Source organism: Sediminibacillus sp. JSM 1682029 (assembly GCF_041366435.1).
Classification (GTDB): Bacteria; Bacillota; Bacilli; order Bacillales; family Amphibacillaceae; genus Sediminibacillus; species Sediminibacillus terrae.
This window is the reverse complement of the sequence record NZ_JBEWYY010000005.1, coordinates 106,174-124,549: the sequence shown is the minus strand read 5'-3', so window position 1 is coordinate 124,549 and position 18,376 is coordinate 106,174. Positions and strand designations below refer to the sequence as shown.

At 44.1% G+C, this 18,376-nt stretch carries 12 protein-coding genes and 1 pseudogene; 2 read left to right on the top strand and 11 right to left on the bottom strand.

Features of this window, described 5'->3' with window-relative positions; genetic code table 11:
* Nucleotides 1-134 precede the first annotated feature (134 nt).
* Nucleotides 135-968 carry a histidinol-phosphatase HisJ gene (gene hisJ / locus ABVF09_RS10300; RefSeq protein ID WP_371069157.1) on the top strand — a complete coding sequence of 278 codons (834 nt, stop codon included), beginning with the start codon at nucleotides 135-137 and terminating at the stop codon, nucleotides 966-968.
* A gap of 104 nt (nucleotides 969-1,072) precedes the next feature.
* Here hisJ and ABVF09_RS10295 read toward each other — a convergent pair whose 3' ends face one another.
* The 4 genes and pseudogenes from ABVF09_RS10295 to ABVF09_RS10280 form a co-directional block, all read right to left on the bottom strand.
* On the bottom strand, nucleotides 1,073-1,264 hold the full coding sequence (locus ABVF09_RS10295) for a DUF4025 domain-containing protein (protein ID WP_371069156.1): 192 nt from the start codon (nucleotides 1,262-1,264) through the stop codon (nucleotides 1,073-1,075).
* An 87-nt stretch (nucleotides 1,265-1,351) separates the two neighbouring features.
* Nucleotides 1,352-4,987: a dynamin family protein gene (locus ABVF09_RS10290; RefSeq protein ID WP_371069155.1), complete on the bottom strand. Its 3,636-nt coding sequence runs from the start codon at nucleotides 4,985-4,987 to the stop codon at nucleotides 1,352-1,354.
* Nucleotides 4,988-5,478: 491 nt separating this feature from the next.
* Nucleotides 5,479-6,521 (bottom strand): annotated as a pseudogene (locus ABVF09_RS10285) (C45 family autoproteolytic acyltransferase/hydrolase).
* An 86-nt stretch (nucleotides 6,522-6,607) separates the two neighbouring features.
* Nucleotides 6,608-7,075, bottom strand: coding sequence for a CBS domain-containing protein (locus ABVF09_RS10280; protein ID WP_026570240.1), 468 nt, complete (start codon nucleotides 7,073-7,075; stop codon nucleotides 6,608-6,610).
* A gap of 249 nt (nucleotides 7,076-7,324) precedes the next feature.
* Between ABVF09_RS10280 and ABVF09_RS10275 the strand changes: the two genes are divergently transcribed.
* On the top strand, nucleotides 7,325-9,277 hold the full coding sequence (locus ABVF09_RS10275; RefSeq protein WP_371069154.1) for an AMP-binding protein: 1,953 nt from the start codon (nucleotides 7,325-7,327) through the stop codon (nucleotides 9,275-9,277).
* A 185-nt stretch (nucleotides 9,278-9,462) separates the two neighbouring features.
* On the opposite strand, the gene ABVF09_RS10270 is transcribed toward ABVF09_RS10275, so the two are convergent.
* The 7 genes from ABVF09_RS10270 to parC all read right to left on the bottom strand — a co-directional run bounded on the left by ABVF09_RS10270 (nucleotide 9,463) and on the right by parC (nucleotide 18,353).
* The gene (locus tag ABVF09_RS10270; RefSeq protein ID WP_371069153.1) at nucleotides 9,463-10,998 is read right to left on the bottom strand and encodes an acyl-CoA carboxylase subunit beta; all 1,536 of its coding nucleotides are present in this window, start codon (nucleotides 10,996-10,998) and stop codon (nucleotides 9,463-9,465) included.
* Between the two features lie 18 nt (nucleotides 10,999-11,016).
* The gene (locus tag ABVF09_RS10265; protein WP_268744586.1) at nucleotides 11,017-11,802 is read right to left on the bottom strand and encodes an enoyl-CoA hydratase-related protein; all 786 of its coding nucleotides are present in this window, start codon (nucleotides 11,800-11,802) and stop codon (nucleotides 11,017-11,019) included.
* Nucleotides 11,792-12,718 (bottom strand): hydroxymethylglutaryl-CoA lyase, encoded by a 927-nt coding sequence (locus tag ABVF09_RS10260; RefSeq protein ID WP_153462619.1) that lies wholly within the window; start codon nucleotides 12,716-12,718, stop codon nucleotides 11,792-11,794. Before ABVF09_RS10260 ends, ABVF09_RS10265 begins: the two co-directional genes overlap by 11 nt.
* Nucleotides 12,719-12,743: 25 nt before the next feature.
* Nucleotides 12,744-12,956 carry an acetyl-CoA carboxylase biotin carboxyl carrier protein subunit gene (locus ABVF09_RS10255; protein ID WP_026570245.1) on the bottom strand — a complete coding sequence of 71 codons (213 nt, stop codon included), beginning with the start codon at nucleotides 12,954-12,956 and terminating at the stop codon, nucleotides 12,744-12,746.
* Nucleotides 12,953-14,320, bottom strand: a complete 1,368-nt coding sequence (locus ABVF09_RS10250; protein WP_026771308.1) for an acetyl-CoA carboxylase biotin carboxylase subunit — start codon at nucleotides 14,318-14,320, stop codon at nucleotides 12,953-12,955. The genes ABVF09_RS10255 and ABVF09_RS10250 overlap by 4 nt, the downstream gene beginning before the upstream one ends.
* Before the next feature lie 26 nt (nucleotides 14,321-14,346).
* Nucleotides 14,347-15,489, bottom strand: a complete 1,143-nt coding sequence (locus ABVF09_RS10245) for an acyl-CoA dehydrogenase family protein (RefSeq protein WP_371069152.1) — start codon at nucleotides 15,487-15,489, stop codon at nucleotides 14,347-14,349.
* Nucleotides 15,490-15,899: 410 nt separating this feature from the next.
* Nucleotides 15,900-18,353: a DNA topoisomerase IV subunit A gene (parC, locus tag ABVF09_RS10240; RefSeq protein WP_026771310.1), complete on the bottom strand. Its 2,454-nt coding sequence runs from the start codon at nucleotides 18,351-18,353 to the stop codon at nucleotides 15,900-15,902.
* Between the last annotated feature and the right edge of the window lie 23 nt (nucleotides 18,354-18,376).

Sequence of the window (18,376 nt, the reverse complement as noted above, 5' to 3'; positions counted from 1 at the left end):
AGTATCTTGTTAACATGAATTTATCACACTTATGAGGGCGCGTCAACAGGACGGCATGGACAACCAAAAGCAAACAAGCGCTACGCTATCAGGATGAAAAAGCTATAATATAAGTTCAAGAGAGGCGGTAACAAATGAACATTCGCGGAGATTTTCACCTCCATACCCAATTTTGCCCGCATGGCTCCAATGATAAGATGGAAGACTATATAAAACAGGCGATAGAGTCCGGACTTACTCATTTAACTTTCACGGAGCATGCACCGCTTCCAGCTGCCTTTGCCGATCCTGCTCCTATGAAAGACAGCAGTATGCCGGCGAATTCTGTTGAAGATTATTTGCGGGAAGCACGGGAGCTGAAACATAAATACAGAGAAAAATTAATTATTCAGGTCGGGTTTGAAGTCGACTTTATAGTCGGGTTTGAAAAAGAGACTCGTATGTTGCTGGAAAAATGGGGACCCTACATTGATGATGCGATTCTTTCGGTACACATGCTGCGTAGTCCTGAGGGCAAGTTTGTCTGTCTGGATTACAGTGTCGAGGAATTTGCCGCAATCGTCTCCTTTTTCGGTTCCACCGATGCCGTATATGAAGCTTACTACCATGCACTTGTCTTGGCCATAACCAGTGATTTGGGACGTTATAAGCCAAAACGGCTCGGCCATATCACCCTCGTGGAAAAATTCAAACAAACTTTTCCGACCTCTCGGGAATACGATCGGGAAATCAAGGACATTCTTGAAAAAGTGGCCGAAAATGGAATAGAACTGGATATCAATACAGCTGGTTTATATAAAAAGCATTGTCGATCCATTTATCCTACCGATAAATTTATCCGCCATGCTTATGAATTAGGGATTCCCCTAGTGCCAGGTTCCGATAGTCACCAAGCCGACCATATTGCGAGGGGCTTTCAGAGGCTTCCAGACCTTAGTTACTCTCTTCCTCAAGGATTTTGTAAATAAATTCTGTTTCAAAAAACAAAACCGAACGAATTTGATCATCCTTTCAAATCCGCTCGGTTTTTGCTTTGGTGACCATGCATTTGTCCCGGCCACTTTTTGGTCGTTTATTTGGTTCTTCCCTGTTTATCTTTTTCTTCGCTGCGGTCTATTGTACCGTCCGTAAGCCCGCTCTCGACTTGTTTATGTGTCTTATCCAGGCCTTTTTCTACGTCGGTATCCTTGGAGGTTTCTCCTTTATAATTTTTTTCTGATAGTTCTTTGCTTTGGTCGTTTGTTTCTTTATCTTTGTCAGCCATGGTTTGCCTCCTTGATGATATAATCTTTCCCACTTATTACATTTACGTTCTTTCCAATTTTTAAACCTTTTAAAGCAAGATTGACCATCACCAAGGCAACATCGCGGTAACTTTTTGTTTCTTTTTTTCCAATTCATCGACGTCAACGTCATCCGCCAAACTATAAAGCAATCCCTCGAAGTATTGGGAAATCGACTCCAAGTATTCTTTTTTAATCTTCGCTAAGCAGGTGTCCCATTGTTCGTTGTACCAATCTGAAATTTTTTGCTTGTTGTCTAAAAGGTAGTGATCCACCATTGGATCAAGCGCCTCCTGGAGACGCTGTTTGACCTTTTCTTTCCCGTTTTTCTCAAAAAAGTGCTTTGCTGATTTATACATGGCCAGTGCGGGCTTAAACTGCTCCATATCCACCTCTTCCATGGGTGAAAAAGCAGGTGTCTCAAATGGATATTCTGTAATGTCAGAAAAAACGATACCAGACTGGATAGTGGAACATGCCTTCTGTAACTGCATGCTCCATTCCTCGGCTTTTTTATTCATGAAACGCTCCATCCGCAGGGAAACCGCCCGTAACTCCTGTGCAAGTTCAAAACCTATGTCTTTCAGCAATGTGTTCAATGCCTGTTGCAACTCATGGTCTGCTGCTTTGCCATCCCCCGAAATCGTCGCCGGGTTGAACGATTCTTTGAAACGGTCAGTGAATTGAATGGACATCCGTTCGTGCACGTAATACAGTTGTTTTTTCAGTTTTTGGTCAATCTCTTTGTTTACAAGTTGAGAATCTGCCGTATCCACGATCTTCTTCATTTCGTCTCTATCTTCTTGATAATGTTGCTTTTTCCGCTGCTTTTCCTGGTGATCCAAATTCGCCGATTCGATGTATGCTGCAAGTTGATTTTCCGTACGTTTTATATCATGTACCGACGAATGGATCATCAACTGCATCATTTCTTCTTTCAGAAATTGATAAAATGCCGCTTCAAACTCATCCATGCCGGAATTAATTGACCGTTCCCCTTTCCCTTCCTTTTCTTTCATGCCCAGGTGACTGGACACAGGAAACAAACGAGGATTTCCAATGCCGAAATCGAGCAGCTGTTCAGCAACATAGTTGGTTACAAGTCGCAATTCCTGTTGGCTGCTTGCTAAGTCTGCTGCATTCACGAGAAAGAACATTTTATCAAGACTGAAGGCATCCTTCACTCTTCCAAGCTGAATTAAAAAATCGCGATCAGCTTTTGAAAAGGGATGGTTATAATAAGTTACAAACAAAATGGCATCTGCTTGCTTAATGTATTGAAAGGCAACATCCGAGTGCCTGGAATTTATGGAATCAGCTCCCGGAGTATCGACCAACGTGATCCCTTGACGGGTCAATGGGCAATCATAGAATAAGTCCATCCATTCCACATAACAGGCAAGCGATTCGTCTGAGACAAACAAAGGAAATTCCGATAACGATACCAACTGCACTGTACCCAGCTGCGATTTTACTTTTCTGTATCCCTCTACGACCGCTGTCAAAAATGATCGATGCATTTCATTCAAGCCATTCAGATTGACTCCGCCATTTTGCTGCAGCCAGACAATTATCTCCGAGAGTGTGTGAAACTCCGGTTTCTTTTCGTTTGATCCTTCCAAAATATCCTTCAATTCATGGAAAACTTCCGACTCACTCTTACATTTAACTCTCACGCTACCATGTGGGAATTCTTCCGTCGGAGGACAAATCCTGTTGATTGCCGCTGTGGTAGGATTTGGTGAAACAGGCAGGACACGTCCGCCCAATAGCACGTTAGCAAATGAAGACTTACCAGCACTGAACGCTCCAAATAAAGCAATCGTAATATCATGTTTTGCCAGTTTCTCACGTTTCAGAGATAAATCCTGATAGATTGCATGGAACCCTGTTACATCCTTGATTTGCTCCATTGTCCGTTCTATGATTTCGACAGTTTTCTTCACCGACTGATTGCCAGGCTGGCTGACTTCTTCGACGGAAGGAAGTTCGGGGATTGTCCCGGAATGTTCGGGCTGGACAGTTACTCCCTCTTGCTCCCGAAAGAGAATGCTATCTTTCTTCTCCTGAATTTGCCGCCTCATCTTCTCGATTGTTTGCCGGAGAAAGGATTGGTCGTTCCCTATTTGATACATGCTGTTTTTCTCTGATTGGAACCGTTCATCCAGTTTGAATAGCTTTTCTTCCAAACGATGATATTCCTCCGCCCGTTCGACTATTCGGGTTTGTTGGCGTTGATCCGTTTCTACTTGTTGACGGACCAAGGATGAAAATTCTGCAATAATGCTCATTGCCAACTGTTTTGCCGAATGCTTGATTGCTTGAGAGACATCTTCCGTATAAACCAGCAAGTACTCACCATTTAACGTAGCCCCTGGCTTTATTATGTCCTTCAGTTGCCTTATTGGAAAGTGTACCGAGAATTGCTGGATTGAATTAATGAAGGAAGTGTCATTTATATCCCATTGTCTTGCCGTTTCCAATAATTTATCACGTATTTTCCAGTCGATGGCTGCTTCGATTGTTTTGGTAAGTGACTCGCCAAATTCAAACAAGCGCTGCTCGCGAACTTGCTCGATCTTGTTTTTGCCGGCAAACATCCCCGGTTTAAACTTTGGCTGCATCGATTCCAAAAAAGCCCTCGCCTGTTCACGGAGCTCGAATGGCATCAAGTAAGCATTTTTCAACGTCGAATCCACTGCATTTCTCAGGCTCTTCTCCGCCTGATCGGGCAAATCTTCCAGCCTTTTCAATTCCCTTCTGGCCTCTTCTGCCGAATTTGCCTCTCCCTTACCGTCCAAACGATATAATTGGGCGTAATATTCCGCTTTCTCTTGGTCTATTTTTTCTTTGTAGGAACACAGATAATCGGATGCCAGTTTTTTAGCGGAAACCCCCACAGTTTCCTCTACCAAGTCATCTTTATCCTTCATCAATAGCTGCACTTCTTCCCGCAATGCCTGCGACTGATTAAAGGCATGTTCCGTATCCTTTAAGCTGGTATAAAAAATGGCTTCGGGCTTCAAAGACCATTTTTCCAAAGCACCAAGCAAACTGTTTTGAAATTGTTGAAATGTCAATTCTTTTTCCTGGTGTTTGTCGACTTGATTGACCACGACATAAAAACGCTTTCCTGACTGCTGGATTTGTTTCATAAACGCTAAATTGACCTCTGATTGAACATGATTATAATCCATCACATAAAAAAGCACGTCCACCAAATGTAAAGATGACTCTGTTATTACTCTGTCTGCATCGTTGGATGAATCGATCCCTGGTGTATCCAGCAAGGCCACACCTGATGGGAGATGCTCGTTCTTGGAAGCTATTTCGACTCGTGTTATTTCATCCCCGTTTTTGCAATGCGCTTGAATGATCTCGAAATCATAAGGCTCTTTATACAGCAATGGGGCGCCCTCTTTAAAATACACACGGGCAGTCCCATCCCCGGCTTGTATTTTAACGACATTGGCACTGGTCGGAATCGGGCTGGAGGGTAACAGGTCATCTCCAAGCAACTCGTTGATCATCGTTGACTTACCTGCCGAAAAGTGCCCTGCAAAACAAATGGCAAACTCATGGGAATCAATCTTCTCCAACAAGTCAAGCGCTTTATCTGCTAATTCCTGTTCTCCATTTTCTGTGAATTTGGCATACAACTCTGCAACATACTGAGTTGTGGACTGACTTACTGTGCTGTTCATTTGTGTTTATGCTCCCTTTTTGCTGGATTTAGAAGTGTACAACACAGTAATACTGGTGAGTATACACCTCATTGCTTGCCTATCGGCGCAAATGATGGAAACTCGATGGTCTTCTCTACTCTCGAACAAAAGAGGGTTAGTACGGCGTTGCAGGCACTCCGTCAGAAACACTTCCGATTTTCTAAACGCAGTTACAGTCCATCCTACTTTCAACAGCTAGTACTCCATCCAATTCTAGCCAGGCAGCCAGCAGCGAGATTTCGCTGGATAGAAGCTTAAGCGTCTTCCACGGAAAGCGAATGTTTGCCATACCTTGTATTACCCATCATTCTCAAAAGGATAGGCAGGAGACCATGTGAGTTCGTAATATAGATAGCTTGAACATACCATAATCTTTTAGATAATCCATTTTAAAAACGCCTTATAAATCTGACAAAGATATTATACGTGCAATCAATCGAAATGACCATAGCGAATAAAATCCTGCCGAGTCATGATTCCATAAACGGCAGCTCTTCATCAGTATTTAAGTGTCCGATTAACTGTTTTACTTTGGTGTCCTTTCCTAGCAGCCAATCCTTAAAAGACAAAATGAACGGTTCCCGGTCGCTCCCAACCGCAAACCATACTGACAGTTCCGTTGGGAGATAGACAGAAGTGTGCAGTGTACCGGCCCAGTTTGTATATTTTTCCGAGTAAATTCCTTTGGCTTTATCATTGAACAACCGGAATGCTTCATACGGAGAAGTCAGCTTGCTTTTTTCTTCTAATAACAGCTTTTTCCTCCGTTTTGAGTCGGCTAAATGGTAGCGGTTTTCCCCTTCCAAGATGTCAAAATGATTGGTGCTTAAAGGTTCATCTTTGACAACGACTCCTCTTGGTGTTGCTTCTACTACCTTGGAGGTACCGAATTGATCAAACAAAACATAATTGAAGGAATGTCTGTGAGGGAGCTGTCTCAGCATATCAGCAGCTTCCTCGCTGTTTTTGCAGGTTCCAATACCATGCGAGTGATCGTATTGCATATAAAGCCGTCCCCTGGTTTTCTCCGATGTACAAAGTTATAGCCGATAATCAAACCATGTTCGTTCATCCCGTCAGCTCTCCCGGTAATTCGTTGACTGGGACCAATCGTCGCATAGCCGTCTACAGGTTGAAACAAAACGAAACGGCCTTCATATGTCTTAGGATGATAATCATAATTGCGAACCAGGTAATCACGCCCAGTCAGGATGGAACAGCCAGAAGGGTGCCACTCCTGCTGATAACCGCTATAATCTCGCACAGTTTCCTCCAGCGGGAGCTCAAGACCTTCCGAAAGCCCTTCCAGCTCTTCCCACAAGTGAGGCATGTATGTTTTGATCGTTTTCTTGGCTTTATGAAAGTCGACAATATATCGAGGTCTTTTCCTGGGTTGATTGACCCGTGAATAGTTCTTTTGCAAAGCAGAGTCTTTCAGTCTTTCTCCTTGTTCAAAGCCGAACTGAGCGTGGCTGCCTCTGAACTCCAAAAAGCTTGTGGTGACTTTTTTCATTTATATTTCCTTTTCTTCTGTTAGATTTTTTGTTCAGTTTTTCTGCAAGCAGTAAAACCACCGCGCAGAACAATCGATTTTATGTTCTATTCCAATTCCTTGATTAACTGATTGGATATATAGCGGATTAGGTCTCCCCTGCTGATCACACCTACCACTCTGCCGGCGTCATTGACAACTGGTATTTTCTTAAAACCATTCTCCGCAAGAATCTCAAGTGCCTTTTCCAGATTATCATCAGGCTTTACCTTATAAAGCTTTTGCTTTCTCATCATATCCTCTACTGGCAGATGAATCGAGCTTTTCAATTTATCTTTCAAATCCTGGCGTTCACTCACTAGGACAAGTGTGTAAATATCATATATGGTCCTTCCCTGCGGCTGCAAAAAGCGGATGACATCTCCGTCACTGATCATTCCCTGCAGCACTCCCTGTTTATCAACGACGGGAACACCGCCGATTTTGTTGGCAACAAGGATTTCCAATAACTCCTTTATTGTTACGTTTTCTTCAATTTTCACTACGTCTCTGATCATAAACTCGCTGATTTTCATCTTAACACCTCGGGTTTTTATTTTGTTTTTCATTCCTTTGTCGATGAACGGTTCAGTCTTTAGCAGACCAAAAAAGGACGTCTCTATTTATAGCGTATCATGGAAATATCGCAGTTGGAATAATATTGCTTTTTCCTCAGACGATCCATAAGCTTTTTCCTTCCATTCCTTTGGAAAATACCGCTGATAAACTTTTCTCGTTCATGTATAATGTTTTATGTAAGCACTTACATTTAGGGGGCGGTTGATTTGGCAAATACGACAAAGGCGGCATGGATTCCATCAAAAGATATTCTGCAAAAGTCCCGGCTTGGGAATTGGATGCAGAGGCTTGGATTTACCGATTATGATTCTTTTCATCAAGAATCAATAAAAAAAATCGACTGGTTTTGGCGGGAGGCTGTAAAAGAACTGGATATTTCCTGGTTTTCCACCCCTAGCGTCACTCTTGATTTATCAAAAGGGGTCCAGTATCCCGATTGGTTTGTGGGAGGAAAGGTAAATGTCGCATATAATGCTGTTGAAAAGTGGGCGGACGACCCATCGACCCGTCACCGAACGGCACTCATCTGGGAAGGGGACGATCAAGAAAAAAAGGTCTATACATATGAGCAGTTGAATGTGGCAGCAAATGCAGCAGCGAACGGACTAAAACAACTAGGGGCAAAGCATGGAGACGTCATTTTTTTATATATGCCGATGATTCCAGAAACGGTAATTGCAATGCTGGCGATTTCGAAAATCGGAGCTGTATTCACACCTGCTTTTTCCGGTTATATGGCAGATGCTGTATCGGCGCGACTCGAAGCTTCTGGTGCAAAATTTTTAATTACTGCAGACGGTTACTACCGACGAGGAAAAGTAGTAAATATGAAACAGGAAGCAGATAAAGCAGCCGATCAATCCAACTCACTTGAGAAAGTGATCGTAGTGGAAAGAATCGGCGGTACGGCATCCTGGATAACAAGCAGAGACGTGGCCTGGGAAACCATTACCCAAAATAGGAGGGAATTCAAAGCTGATATAATGGACAGTTCTGAACCCTTCATGATTATTTATACTTCTGGTACAACCGGGAAACCGAAAGGAACAGTACACACCCATGCAGGATTTCCGATAAAAGCAGCATTCGATGCGGGAATTTGTATGGACGTCAGACCGGATGATAAATTATTTTGGCTTACCGATATGGGATGGATGATGGGTCCGTTCTTGGTTTATGGAGGATTGTTGAACCGGGCAGCGATCGTCTTGTTTGAAGGTACACCAGATTATCCAGGACCCGATCGACTCTGGCAACTGACGGAAGAGCTCCAGTTAAGCCATTTAGGTGTTTCTCCTACTTTAATCCGCAGCTTAATGCAGTACGGGACAACGCCCGCCGAACCATATGTATTAAGTAGTCTGCGATTATTCGCTTCTACTGGCGAGCCTTGGAACGAAAAACCATGGACTTGGCTTTTCGAGGATATCGGAAATAAAAAAATCCCCATTTTTAACTATTCAGGCGGAACAGAAACATCCGGTGGTATTTTGGGGAATGTGTTGGTAAAACCGATTCAACCCGCTAATTTCAATGCGCCGCTCCCTGGTATGGCCGCAAATGTTTTCAACCAGGAAGGACTGTCAGTAACCGGAGAAGTTGGAGAGCTTGTATTGCAACAGCCTTGGGTGGGGATGACAAAGGGATTTTACAAGGATGACAATCGGTATGAAGCGACTTACTGGAACCGGTGGAAAGACACTTGGGTTCATGGAGACTGGGTGATTAAAAATGAAGATGGCTATTTCAATATAACCGGCCGGTCGGATGATACCTTGAATATTGCTGGAAAAAGAATCGGACCTACTGAGATAGAATCTTGTTTAGTAAGTCATCCTGCGGTTGCTGAAGCCGGAGTGATAGGATTGCCCGATGAACTGAAGGGAGAAACCGCTGCTGCATTCGTGGTAGTACACAGTTACATGGAACCGACCGAACAAAAAAAAGAAGAAATACTCACCCATCTGAAAAATCGCTTAGGCAAAGCGCTGGCTCCCAAGCAGCTTTACTTTCTTTCCGATTTACCGAAAACGCGTAACGCCAAAGTGATGCGGCGTGCTTTGAAAACAGCGTTTCTCGGTCAGTCCAGTGGTGACCTGAGCGCTCTCGTTAATCCAGACATCCTGGAAGAAATAGCTGCACTTCGAAAAAAGGAATAAAACTGTGCTTCCCCGCCAGCTTTGCTTTTTGAGAGCAAACTTGAAATCAGTTTTGAAAATACTATTGCTCCTGGAGGATGAATCGAAGGTTACAAGAATGGATGCGTAGACCAGTGTTTGTTTCGTAAAAAAGCACTCCCCCATCAGAATTTGATACGAAGGGGGAGTGCCTTTTTCCTTATTCCTCAAACTGGATATACACCATGTTTCCGTTCAGTGAACTGCAGTCTTTTACTTCGATAAAAAGCAAATCTTGTAATAAGTTCTCTTCTTAATCTATCCGGTTCAATCACAGCATCGACAACCATTTCGGAGGCCAGTCGGTAAATATCGATATTTTTCTTATATTCCTCCTGCTTATCGCGGATAAAAGATAACCGCTCATCTTCCGGGAGTTCTGCAATCTTGTTGGCATAGACCGCATTGACAGCAGCTTCAGGCCCCATGACTGCAATTTGTGCACTGGGCAAAGCCAACGTACAATCCGGTTCAAACGCAGGACCTGCCATGGCGTATAATCCCGCGCCATATGCTTTCCGTATGACGACTGATATTTTGGGTACTGTCGCTTCACTCATCGCAGCAAGCATTTTTGCACCATGTCTGATTATTCCCGCCCTTTCCACTTTGGTTCCTATCATAAAACCTGGAATGTCAGCCAAAAATAGCAAAGGGATATGGAAGGCATCACAAAGTTGGATGAATTTCGCCGCTTTATCTGCAGAGTCAGGAAATAATACACCGCCTTTACTTTTCGGCTGGTTGGCAATTATCCCGATCGCCTCCCCATCCATTCTGGCGAAACCGGTTATCAACTCTGTTGCGAACAGCCGCTTGATTTCACAAAAGGAATCTTCATCGATGATGTGATCGATTAATTCATACATATCAAACGGGGCATTTTGATTTTCCGGAATCAACTGACCGATGGTTTTTTCACTTGTTTTCGGTGGGAGCGCCTCTGTTTTTGGGGGCTGGCCCTGATAGTTTTCCGGGAAATAGCGAAGATAATCCCTGGCAAATTCGATTGCTTCCTTTTCAGAATCAGCTAACACATCCCCACACCCGGATACTGTACAATGCATAGCAGCACCGCCCATCTCTTCCAAGGTCACTTTTTCGCCGATCACCTTTTCTGCCATTCGCGGCGATCCCAAATACATGGAAGCATTTCCGGCGACCATGACGACGATATCACAAAAAGCCGGTATGTATGCACCTCCTGCGGCTGATGGTCCAAATAATAAACAAATCTGCGGAACCCTTCCGGAAAGCTTGATTTGATTATGAAAAATTCTGCCTGCACCTCGTCTACCGGGAAACATTTCGACCTGATCGGTTATCCTGGCTCCGGCGGAATCTACCAAATAAAGCATCGGCACATTCAACTTTGCGGCAGTTTCTTGTATTCTTACGATCTTTTCAACCGTCTTCGCCCCCCATGACCCCGCCTTGACTGTAGAATCATTGGCCATGACGCATACCGTGTTGCCGTGGATCCTGCCGATGCCGGTAACCACCCCGTCTGCGGGCAGTGTGTGGTCAAGGCAATTGGCAAACAAGCCGTCTTCCAATTCCATATCGTCGTCAAACAGTTCTTTTAGACGATCTCTCACAAATAGCTTGCCCTTTGCAGTGTTTTTTTGATGATATTTTTCTTCCCCGCCTTCTTTGATCCGGGCTTGATGTGAAGAGCTTTTTTCTGCCTTGTGCGTTTGCATGATCATTCCTCCAATTCTCTATTCTCCGGTAAAAACAGCAGAGCGTTTTTCTTTAAAGGCTTTAAGTCCTTCCAGGCGATCCTTTGTGTTGATGGTTTGCTGGTAACATTGCCCTTCAAATGCCAGCCCTTCAGCTAGTCCCATCTCGAAACCTTTGTTGATTGCTAATTTGGCTTGTTTTAAAGCGACTGGCGCATTTTGGGAAATCTGTTCAGCTAACTGTTCCGCCTTCGTCATTAATTCTTCCGATGGATAAACATAATCGACCAATCCGATCCGTTCTGCACTTTCAGCTGTAATTGGTCTTGCCGTGAATATCAGTTCTTTAGCTTTGGACAGTCCTACCAGACGGCTTAGCCTCTGGGTACCGCCTGCTCCTGGAATGATACCAAGGGAGGTTTCGGTCAAAGCCATTTTACTGTGTGAAGCAGAAATTCTCAGATCACATGCAAGGGCAAGTTCCAAGCCTCCTCCAAATGCGGCTCCGTTCATAACCGCAAGGGTCGGAATCGGAAGTTCACTCACTCTCTGGGTGGTGCTGCCGATTAAATCGACCGTTTCTTTTGTTTGACTTTCTGTCATTCGACTCCTTTCTTTCAGGTCGGCTCCAGCACAAAAAGCTTTCTGTCCAGCGCCAGATATTAATAAACAGCGTATAGCAGGATCGCTTTCCACCTTGGTCAGGACCTCATTAAAACGATGGAGTAATTCCCTGGAAAAAGCATTAGCCGCTCTCGGCCTGTTAATTACAAGCATTGCTATTCGTTCATTTCGTTTTTGGAGGGTTATCAAATCATCTGACAAACGAATCACCTCCCTGCGTGGCAGTTTGCAGTCGCCTTTGCTGGCTTGGAAGCGTTTTTCCGAGACGCTTTTCAATGAAGGCTGCAGCATTCTGTAACCTTGCTTCGTCAACGCCAGTATTGATACCCATTTGTTCAAGCATGAACACCAAATCGTCCGTCGCTAAATTGCCGGATGCTCCCTTGGCATAAGGGCAGCCACCCAGGCCACCCAAAGAAGCATCGAATGTCGCAACTCCGTGCTGTAAGGCAGACCAGACATTGGCTAATGCCATCCCTCGAGTATTGTGAAAATGTAAAGCGATGGTTCCCTCCCTGAAACGGGGCAGCAATTTTGCAAGCAATTCATCTACTTGTTTTGGATTGGCAATCCCAATCGTATCCCCCAAAGATAGCTCATCGATTCCCATAGTAAACAAACGGTCGCAAATTCTCATTACATCCTGTATTTCCACCCGGCCTTGATAAGGACAACCGAAAACTGTCGACAAGTAGGCCCGGACTTTTTTTCGCTCGCATTTGGCGGTGTCCACCACGTCTTGCAATACTGGAAAGGTCTCTTCAATGGATTTGTTGATGTTTTTCCGATTATGACTTTCGCTTACTGACATAAATACAGACACTTCATCGATTCCAGCCGACAATGCCCGTTCCAGCCCCCTTTGGTTGGGAACCAATGCAGCATAAGTAACACCTGGATGGCGATTGATCCCATCAGCCACCTCCTGTGCATCTTTTAACTGGGGAATCCAATCCGGATGAACAAATGAGGTTATTTCAATATAAGATAAACCAGTACGGGACAAAGCATTGATCCAACTGATTTTGTCTTCAGTCGGTAACAGAAGCTTTTCGTTCTGCAGACCGTCGCGCGGGCCCACTTCCTTTACGTTTATTTTCTTGGGCACAACACTCATCAACCCAACCTCCTGAATTTTTCTTTCATTCGATGACAGCGATTACATCTCCATCATCGACAAAATCTCCCTCAGCGACTTTCCACTCTTTCAGGATGCCATCTGTTGTACTGGAAATAGGGATTTCCATTTTCATCGATTCAAGTATGGCGATATCCTCCCCCGATTTAATCGTTTTTCCTTTTTCGGCGATTATTTTCCATACACTTCCTGCCATTGCTGCATGAATTTCTGTCATTTGCTTTTCTCCTTTGTTTTACGATTATGAAGATAATAGTCATCTATGAAACTCGTCAGTGTATTTCCTTTTTCAAATTGAGCATGACAAACGATTTCCTTTAATGTTGGAATGTTGGTTTTTATACCCTCTACACGGTACTGGTCCAGTGCTTCCTTCAACCTCCGTATAGCATCTCTTCTCGAAGGTGCCGATATCACCAGTTTACCGATCAAGGGGTCGTAAAAAGGGGTCACCTCCGTACCGCCTGTAACAGCCAATTCATGTCTGATTCCTTTTCCTTTTGGCACTTCCATGCTGCTGATCCGTCCTGGAGACGGATAAAAAGTATTTGGGTCCTCTGCATAAATTCTCGTTTCGATAGCGTGACCCAAGATTTTCAATTTATCCTGACTGAAGTCAAGCCTTTTTCCGGCTGCAATTTTAATTTGTTCCTCGACGATATCCACTCCAGTTACTTCTTCCGTAACCGGATGCTCCACCTGAAGACGTGTATTCATTTCAAGAAAATAAAAATTTTGGGATTCGTCCATCAAAAACTCAATGGTCCCTGCGTTTTCATAACCGATTGCACGTGCTGCTTGTATCGCCGCGTTCCCCAATTCTTCCCTGACAGCTGATTGAACCGAAGGCGAAGGAGCTTCTTCAATAACTTTCTGATGACGGCGCTGGATGGAGCATTCCCTTTCAAATAAATGAACAACATTGCCAAAAGAATCTGCCAACAGCTGGACTTCTATATGTCTCGCTTTGTCGATAACCTTTTCTACGAACATCGTCCCATCTCCGAATAGCATGGAAGCCCGCTTGCTGGTATCTGCGAACTTTGCCTTCAGCGTTTCTTCATTATCTGCCAAGACCATTCCTATACCACCGCCACCTGCTGACGCTTTGATCATCACGGGATAACCAATTTCCCCGGCAATCGCGGCAGCTTCTTCAACACTGGCAACAGGGGCGCTGCTTCCTGGAATAATCGGAATGCCAGCAGCCTGCATGGTTTGTCTGGCCATCACCTTACTGCCCATTTTTTCGATAACGGAGGACTTCGGACCGATAAAAATCAGACCCTCCTTTTCACACCTCTCAGCAAAAACAGATTGCTCGCTCAACAACCCATAACCGGGATGTACTGCTTCCGCGCCTGACTGATTTGCAGCTTCCAGCACACGATCTATGTTCATATAGCTTTTACTGACGGGAGATGGTCCGATATAGTAACTTTCATCGGCCATTTGGACAAATTCCCCTTGCCTGTCTGCTTCAGAGTACACCGCAACTGTTTTAATCCCTAATTTTTTGCAGGATTTGATGATTCTGGCTGCAATTTCTCCGCGATTTGCAATCAATATTTTATGGAACATATTTGACCTCCCTAATGACGATTTGCTTAGCAACCCAGCTGTCGCGCAATTACAAGGCGCTGTATTTCCGAAGTCCCCTCCCCGATTTCCATCAATTTTGCGTCACGAAGATAACGTTCTACCTGATATTCCTGCATGTATCCATATCCTCCAAGTATTTGGATAGCCTGGTTCGCCGCCCGTGTTGCAGTTTCACTGGCAAACAGTTTGGCAAAAGCGGCTTCCTTGGCAAAAGAACGGTTATGATCTTTCAACCATGCCGCTTTGCGCACCATTCCTCTTGCAAGTTCTATTTCCATCGCCATATCTGCCAACTTGAATTGGATTGCCTGAAAAGATGAAATCAGTTTTCCGAATTGTTTTCGCTGCTTAGCATAATCAAGTGCTTTGTCCAAGGATGCCTGTGCAATTCCCAATGACAAGGCTGCAATCGAAATCCTCCCGCCGTCCAATGTGTATAAGAATTGTTTAAACCCTTTTTCTGGATCGCCCAATAAATGATCGGCTGGAATTTCCACATCCTCCAAAACAATCGCTGCTGTATTGGAACCGCGGACGCCCAGCTTTTGATAGTTGCTCGTGATGGTGACTCCCGGGGTGTTTGCCGGAACGATGAAAGCAGAGATGATATTTTTCCCTTTTTTATCCTTTCCTGTCACCGCTGTCACAATTATCGTACTGGCGTAAGAAGCATTGGTAATAAAGCATTTCTCTCCATTGATGATATAGCTGTCACCCGATAATTTAGCGGTCGTCGATGTCCCGCCTGCATCAGACCCTGCATCGGGTTCTGTCAATCCAAACGAGCCTAGTTTTTTACCAGCCGCAAGAGGGGGTAAGTATTTCTCTTTTTGTTGTTCGGTGCCAAAGTAAAAAATTGGACTGGCACCCAGAGATACTGCTGCTGCATAACTTAAACCAGTACTGCCGCATACCCTTCCGATTTCCTCTACCGCAAGTGTGTAAGTGATAGTGTCTCCGCCTGCCCCGCCATACTTTTCAGGAAAAGGAATTCCCATGAGGCCCAATTTTCCTAATTCGTCAAATACATCCTCTGGAAAAGCAGCAGAAGTGTCGATTTCTTCTGCTCTGGGAGCTATGACTGACTGGGCAAAGTCCCGAACCATTTTTTGTGTCATTTGTTGTTCTTCTGTTAGGTCAAAATCCATCCAGTTTCCCCCTTTTTCAATAATCAGGTGAACCTTGTTTCTTCTTGTTTTTGAAAGCGCTTACTAAAATGATGAAAAAAAATGGTGGTATGTTAATCTATGGTGAGGTAATGATGAGGAGGAGTTGCCGCTGAAACGGCACATAAACAGGTGAGGCATACGACATCCCCTCATAATTAGCATTTTATCATAAATCGGTAAAAATACAATTACCATTTATAAGGAACCTTTGAAGCTGCAAAAGGACTGTCTTACAAGTATTCTTACTTGTAAGACAGTCCTCCCATAACCATTATCTGATTTATATTTCTTTGCAAGTTCTTTTATCTTTTCATGACGATGACGCAATAATGATAATCCACTTTTGGAAATATAATGTTCCATTGCACCAATTAGTTTACATAATCTTTTTATGGTTTATCTAACTCGGTGAATGGCTGTTGATAGTTGGTAGATGGCCAAACTTCTACAACTTCTCCTTTTTCGTCCGAATCAACGACATAAGAACCATTGCTGTACCGGTCGCTTTTAGGCAGGTCGAGCGGCAATACGGACTGGATTGAACCATTCGCTGTCTTAAACTGGAGCTCTTCGTTGTCTTCCACAAGATAAAAACCGGTAATGCGATGCGGCTTTTTCTTTAATTCACGAAGCATCACCGAGCCTCTTTTCGCCCTGCCGGCCGGTTCGAATTCAGACAACTTCATTCGCTTGCAAGCGCCTCTTTGTGTCAATAAAACAATGTTGGGATCGGAAGCTGGTGTGAATACTTCCCCCCCGACAACGATTTCCCCATCTTTCAACTGCATCGCTTTAACACCCGCAGCACGCTGGCCAACTGGTGAAACATCTTGTTCTTCAAACCAGAGTCCATATCCTTTGTTCGAAGCAACAAAAATGCTAGCATTGCCATCCGTAAGATGGACGCTTTGTACCGAGTCTTCTTTTTTAAGATTAACCGCAACCAGTGCCTTAGAATAACGTTGTGCCTCATATAACTTTAGCTCACTGCGTTTGACCATACCGTTTTTCGTGAAAAATACCAGATATTGATTGGTATTGAAATCCCGGACAGGTATTGCTTTGACAAGAGTTTCATCTTTTTGAATGGATACGATATTGGATATATGCTGGCCAAGATCTTTCCAGCGGATATCAGGCAACTCGTGGACAGGCAAATACAAATACCTGCCTTTGTTCGTAAATACCAGTAATTTGTCTGTCGTGTTGATTTCCTGCAGGGCGATGAGATGGTCATCATCTTTGATTGCCAGATCCTCTCCATTCGAAGCGGCATAAGAACGGAGACTTGTCCGTTTGATATAACCTTCTTTGGTAACGGACACAAGCACATCCTCGCTGGCTACCATCACTTCCAAATTAATCTTCAATTCTTCGATCTCTTGCTGAATAACTGTTCGTCTTGGCTCTGTATATTTCTTTTTCAAGCTTTTTAAATCATCTTTGATGACTTTTAATAGTTTCTTCTCGTTCCCCAGGATTTCTTCCAGTTCTTTGATCCTGGCCCTCAGCTCATCAGCTTCTTTCTCCAATGATGTGATATCTGTATTGGTCAGCCGATAAAGCTGCAAGTTCACAATTGCTTCTGCTTGTGCTTCTGAAAAATCATATGCTTGCTTGATACGTGCTTTGGCGTCCTGCTTGTCTTTAGAGGCCCGGATCGTAGCAATCAACTCATCAAGAATGGAAATTGCTTTAATCAAACCTTCGACAATATGCGAACGTTCGTTGGCTTTTCGCAAGTCAAACTGTGACTGCCTGGTCACCACATCTTTTTGATGATCAATATAAGCTTCCAGCATCATTTGCAGATTTAACTGCTTTGGGGTTTTATCCTTGATTGCCACCATGTTGAAATGGTAAGAAATTTGTAAATCAGTGTTTTTATATAAATAGTGCAGGATTCCTTCGCTATCGGCGTCCTTTTTCAACTCGACCACGATCCGAAGACCGGTTCGGTCCGTTTCATCTCGAACTTCGGCGATCCCCTCGACTTTTTTGTCGATTCGCAGTTCATCCATCCGTTTAACCAAACTTGCTTTGTTAACTTCGTATGGAATCTCATCGATTACTATTTGTTCGCGGCTGGTCCGAAGCTTTTCGATAGTTGCCCGGCCGCGAACGATAACTTTTCCTTTACCTGTTTCATAGGCCTTCTTCAATCCCTCTACACCCTGGATGATTCCACCAGTCGGGAAATCCGGCCCTTTGATTACTTGCATCAATTCATCCAACGTGACAGAAGGTTTGTCAATTTTGCGGATGACAGCATCAATAATTTCTCCGAGATTATGCGGTGGTATCTCGGTGGCATAACCAGAGGAAATACCGGTTGAACCATTGACAAGCAAATTCGGAAACTTTGCCGGCAATACAACCGGTTCATTGATGGTGTCATCGAAATTAGGAACAAAATCAACCGTCTCTTTTTCGATGCCTCTTATTAACTCAGACGCAATGCTCGACAGGCGGGCTTCTGTGTAACGCATTGCTGCAGGTGGGTCGCCATCGACACTCCCATTGTTCCCATGCATTTCCACCAATAAATTGCGTACCTTCCACTCCTGGCTTAATCTTACCATTGCTTCATACACAGAGCTGTCTCCGTGCGGATGATAGTTACCAATCACCGTTCCTACCGTTTTTGCGGATTTACGGAACGGTTTGTCATGGGTGTTCCGTTCTTCATGCATGGCATAAAGAATTCTTCTTTGTACAGGTTTCAATCCATCTCTGGCATCAGGAAGTGCCCGATCCTGGATGATATATTTGCTATACCTTCCAAACCGGTCCCCGATAACATCTTCCAAGGGTAAATCTAAATATTGTTCTGTTTCAGCCAAGTAGGCTCCCCCCGTTTCAAACG

Bases quoted from the DNA above. Each gene is read 5' to 3' on its own strand.
- ABVF09_RS10260 (WP_153462619.1), bottom strand. From the start codon at position 12,718: ATGAGTGTTGTGCCCAAGAAAATAAACGTAAAGGAAGTGGGCCCGCGC.
- hisJ (WP_371069157.1), top strand. From the start codon at position 135: ATGAACATTCGCGGAGATTTTCACCTCCATACCCAATTTTGCCCGCAT.
- ABVF09_RS10290 (WP_371069155.1), bottom strand. From the start codon at position 4,987: ATGAACAGCACAGTAAGTCAGTCCACAACTCAGTATGTTGCAGAGTTG.
- ABVF09_RS10280 (WP_026570240.1), bottom strand. From the start codon at position 7,075: ATGAAAATCAGCGAGTTTATGATCAGAGACGTAGTGAAAATTGAAGAA.
- ABVF09_RS10250 (WP_026771308.1), bottom strand. From the start codon at position 14,320: ATGTTCCATAAAATATTGATTGCAAATCGCGGAGAAATTGCAGCCAGA.
- ABVF09_RS10255 (WP_026570245.1), bottom strand. From the start codon at position 12,956: ATGACAGAAATTCATGCAGCAATGGCAGGAAGTGTATGGAAAATAATC.
- ABVF09_RS10270 (WP_371069153.1), bottom strand. From the start codon at position 10,998: ATGCAAACGCACAAGGCAGAAAAAAGCTCTTCACATCAAGCCCGGATC.
- ABVF09_RS10295 (WP_371069156.1), bottom strand. From the start codon at position 1,264: ATGGCTGACAAAGATAAAGAAACAAACGACCAAAGCAAAGAACTATCA.
- ABVF09_RS10245 (WP_371069152.1), bottom strand. From the start codon at position 15,489: ATGGATTTTGACCTAACAGAAGAACAACAAATGACACAAAAAATGGTT.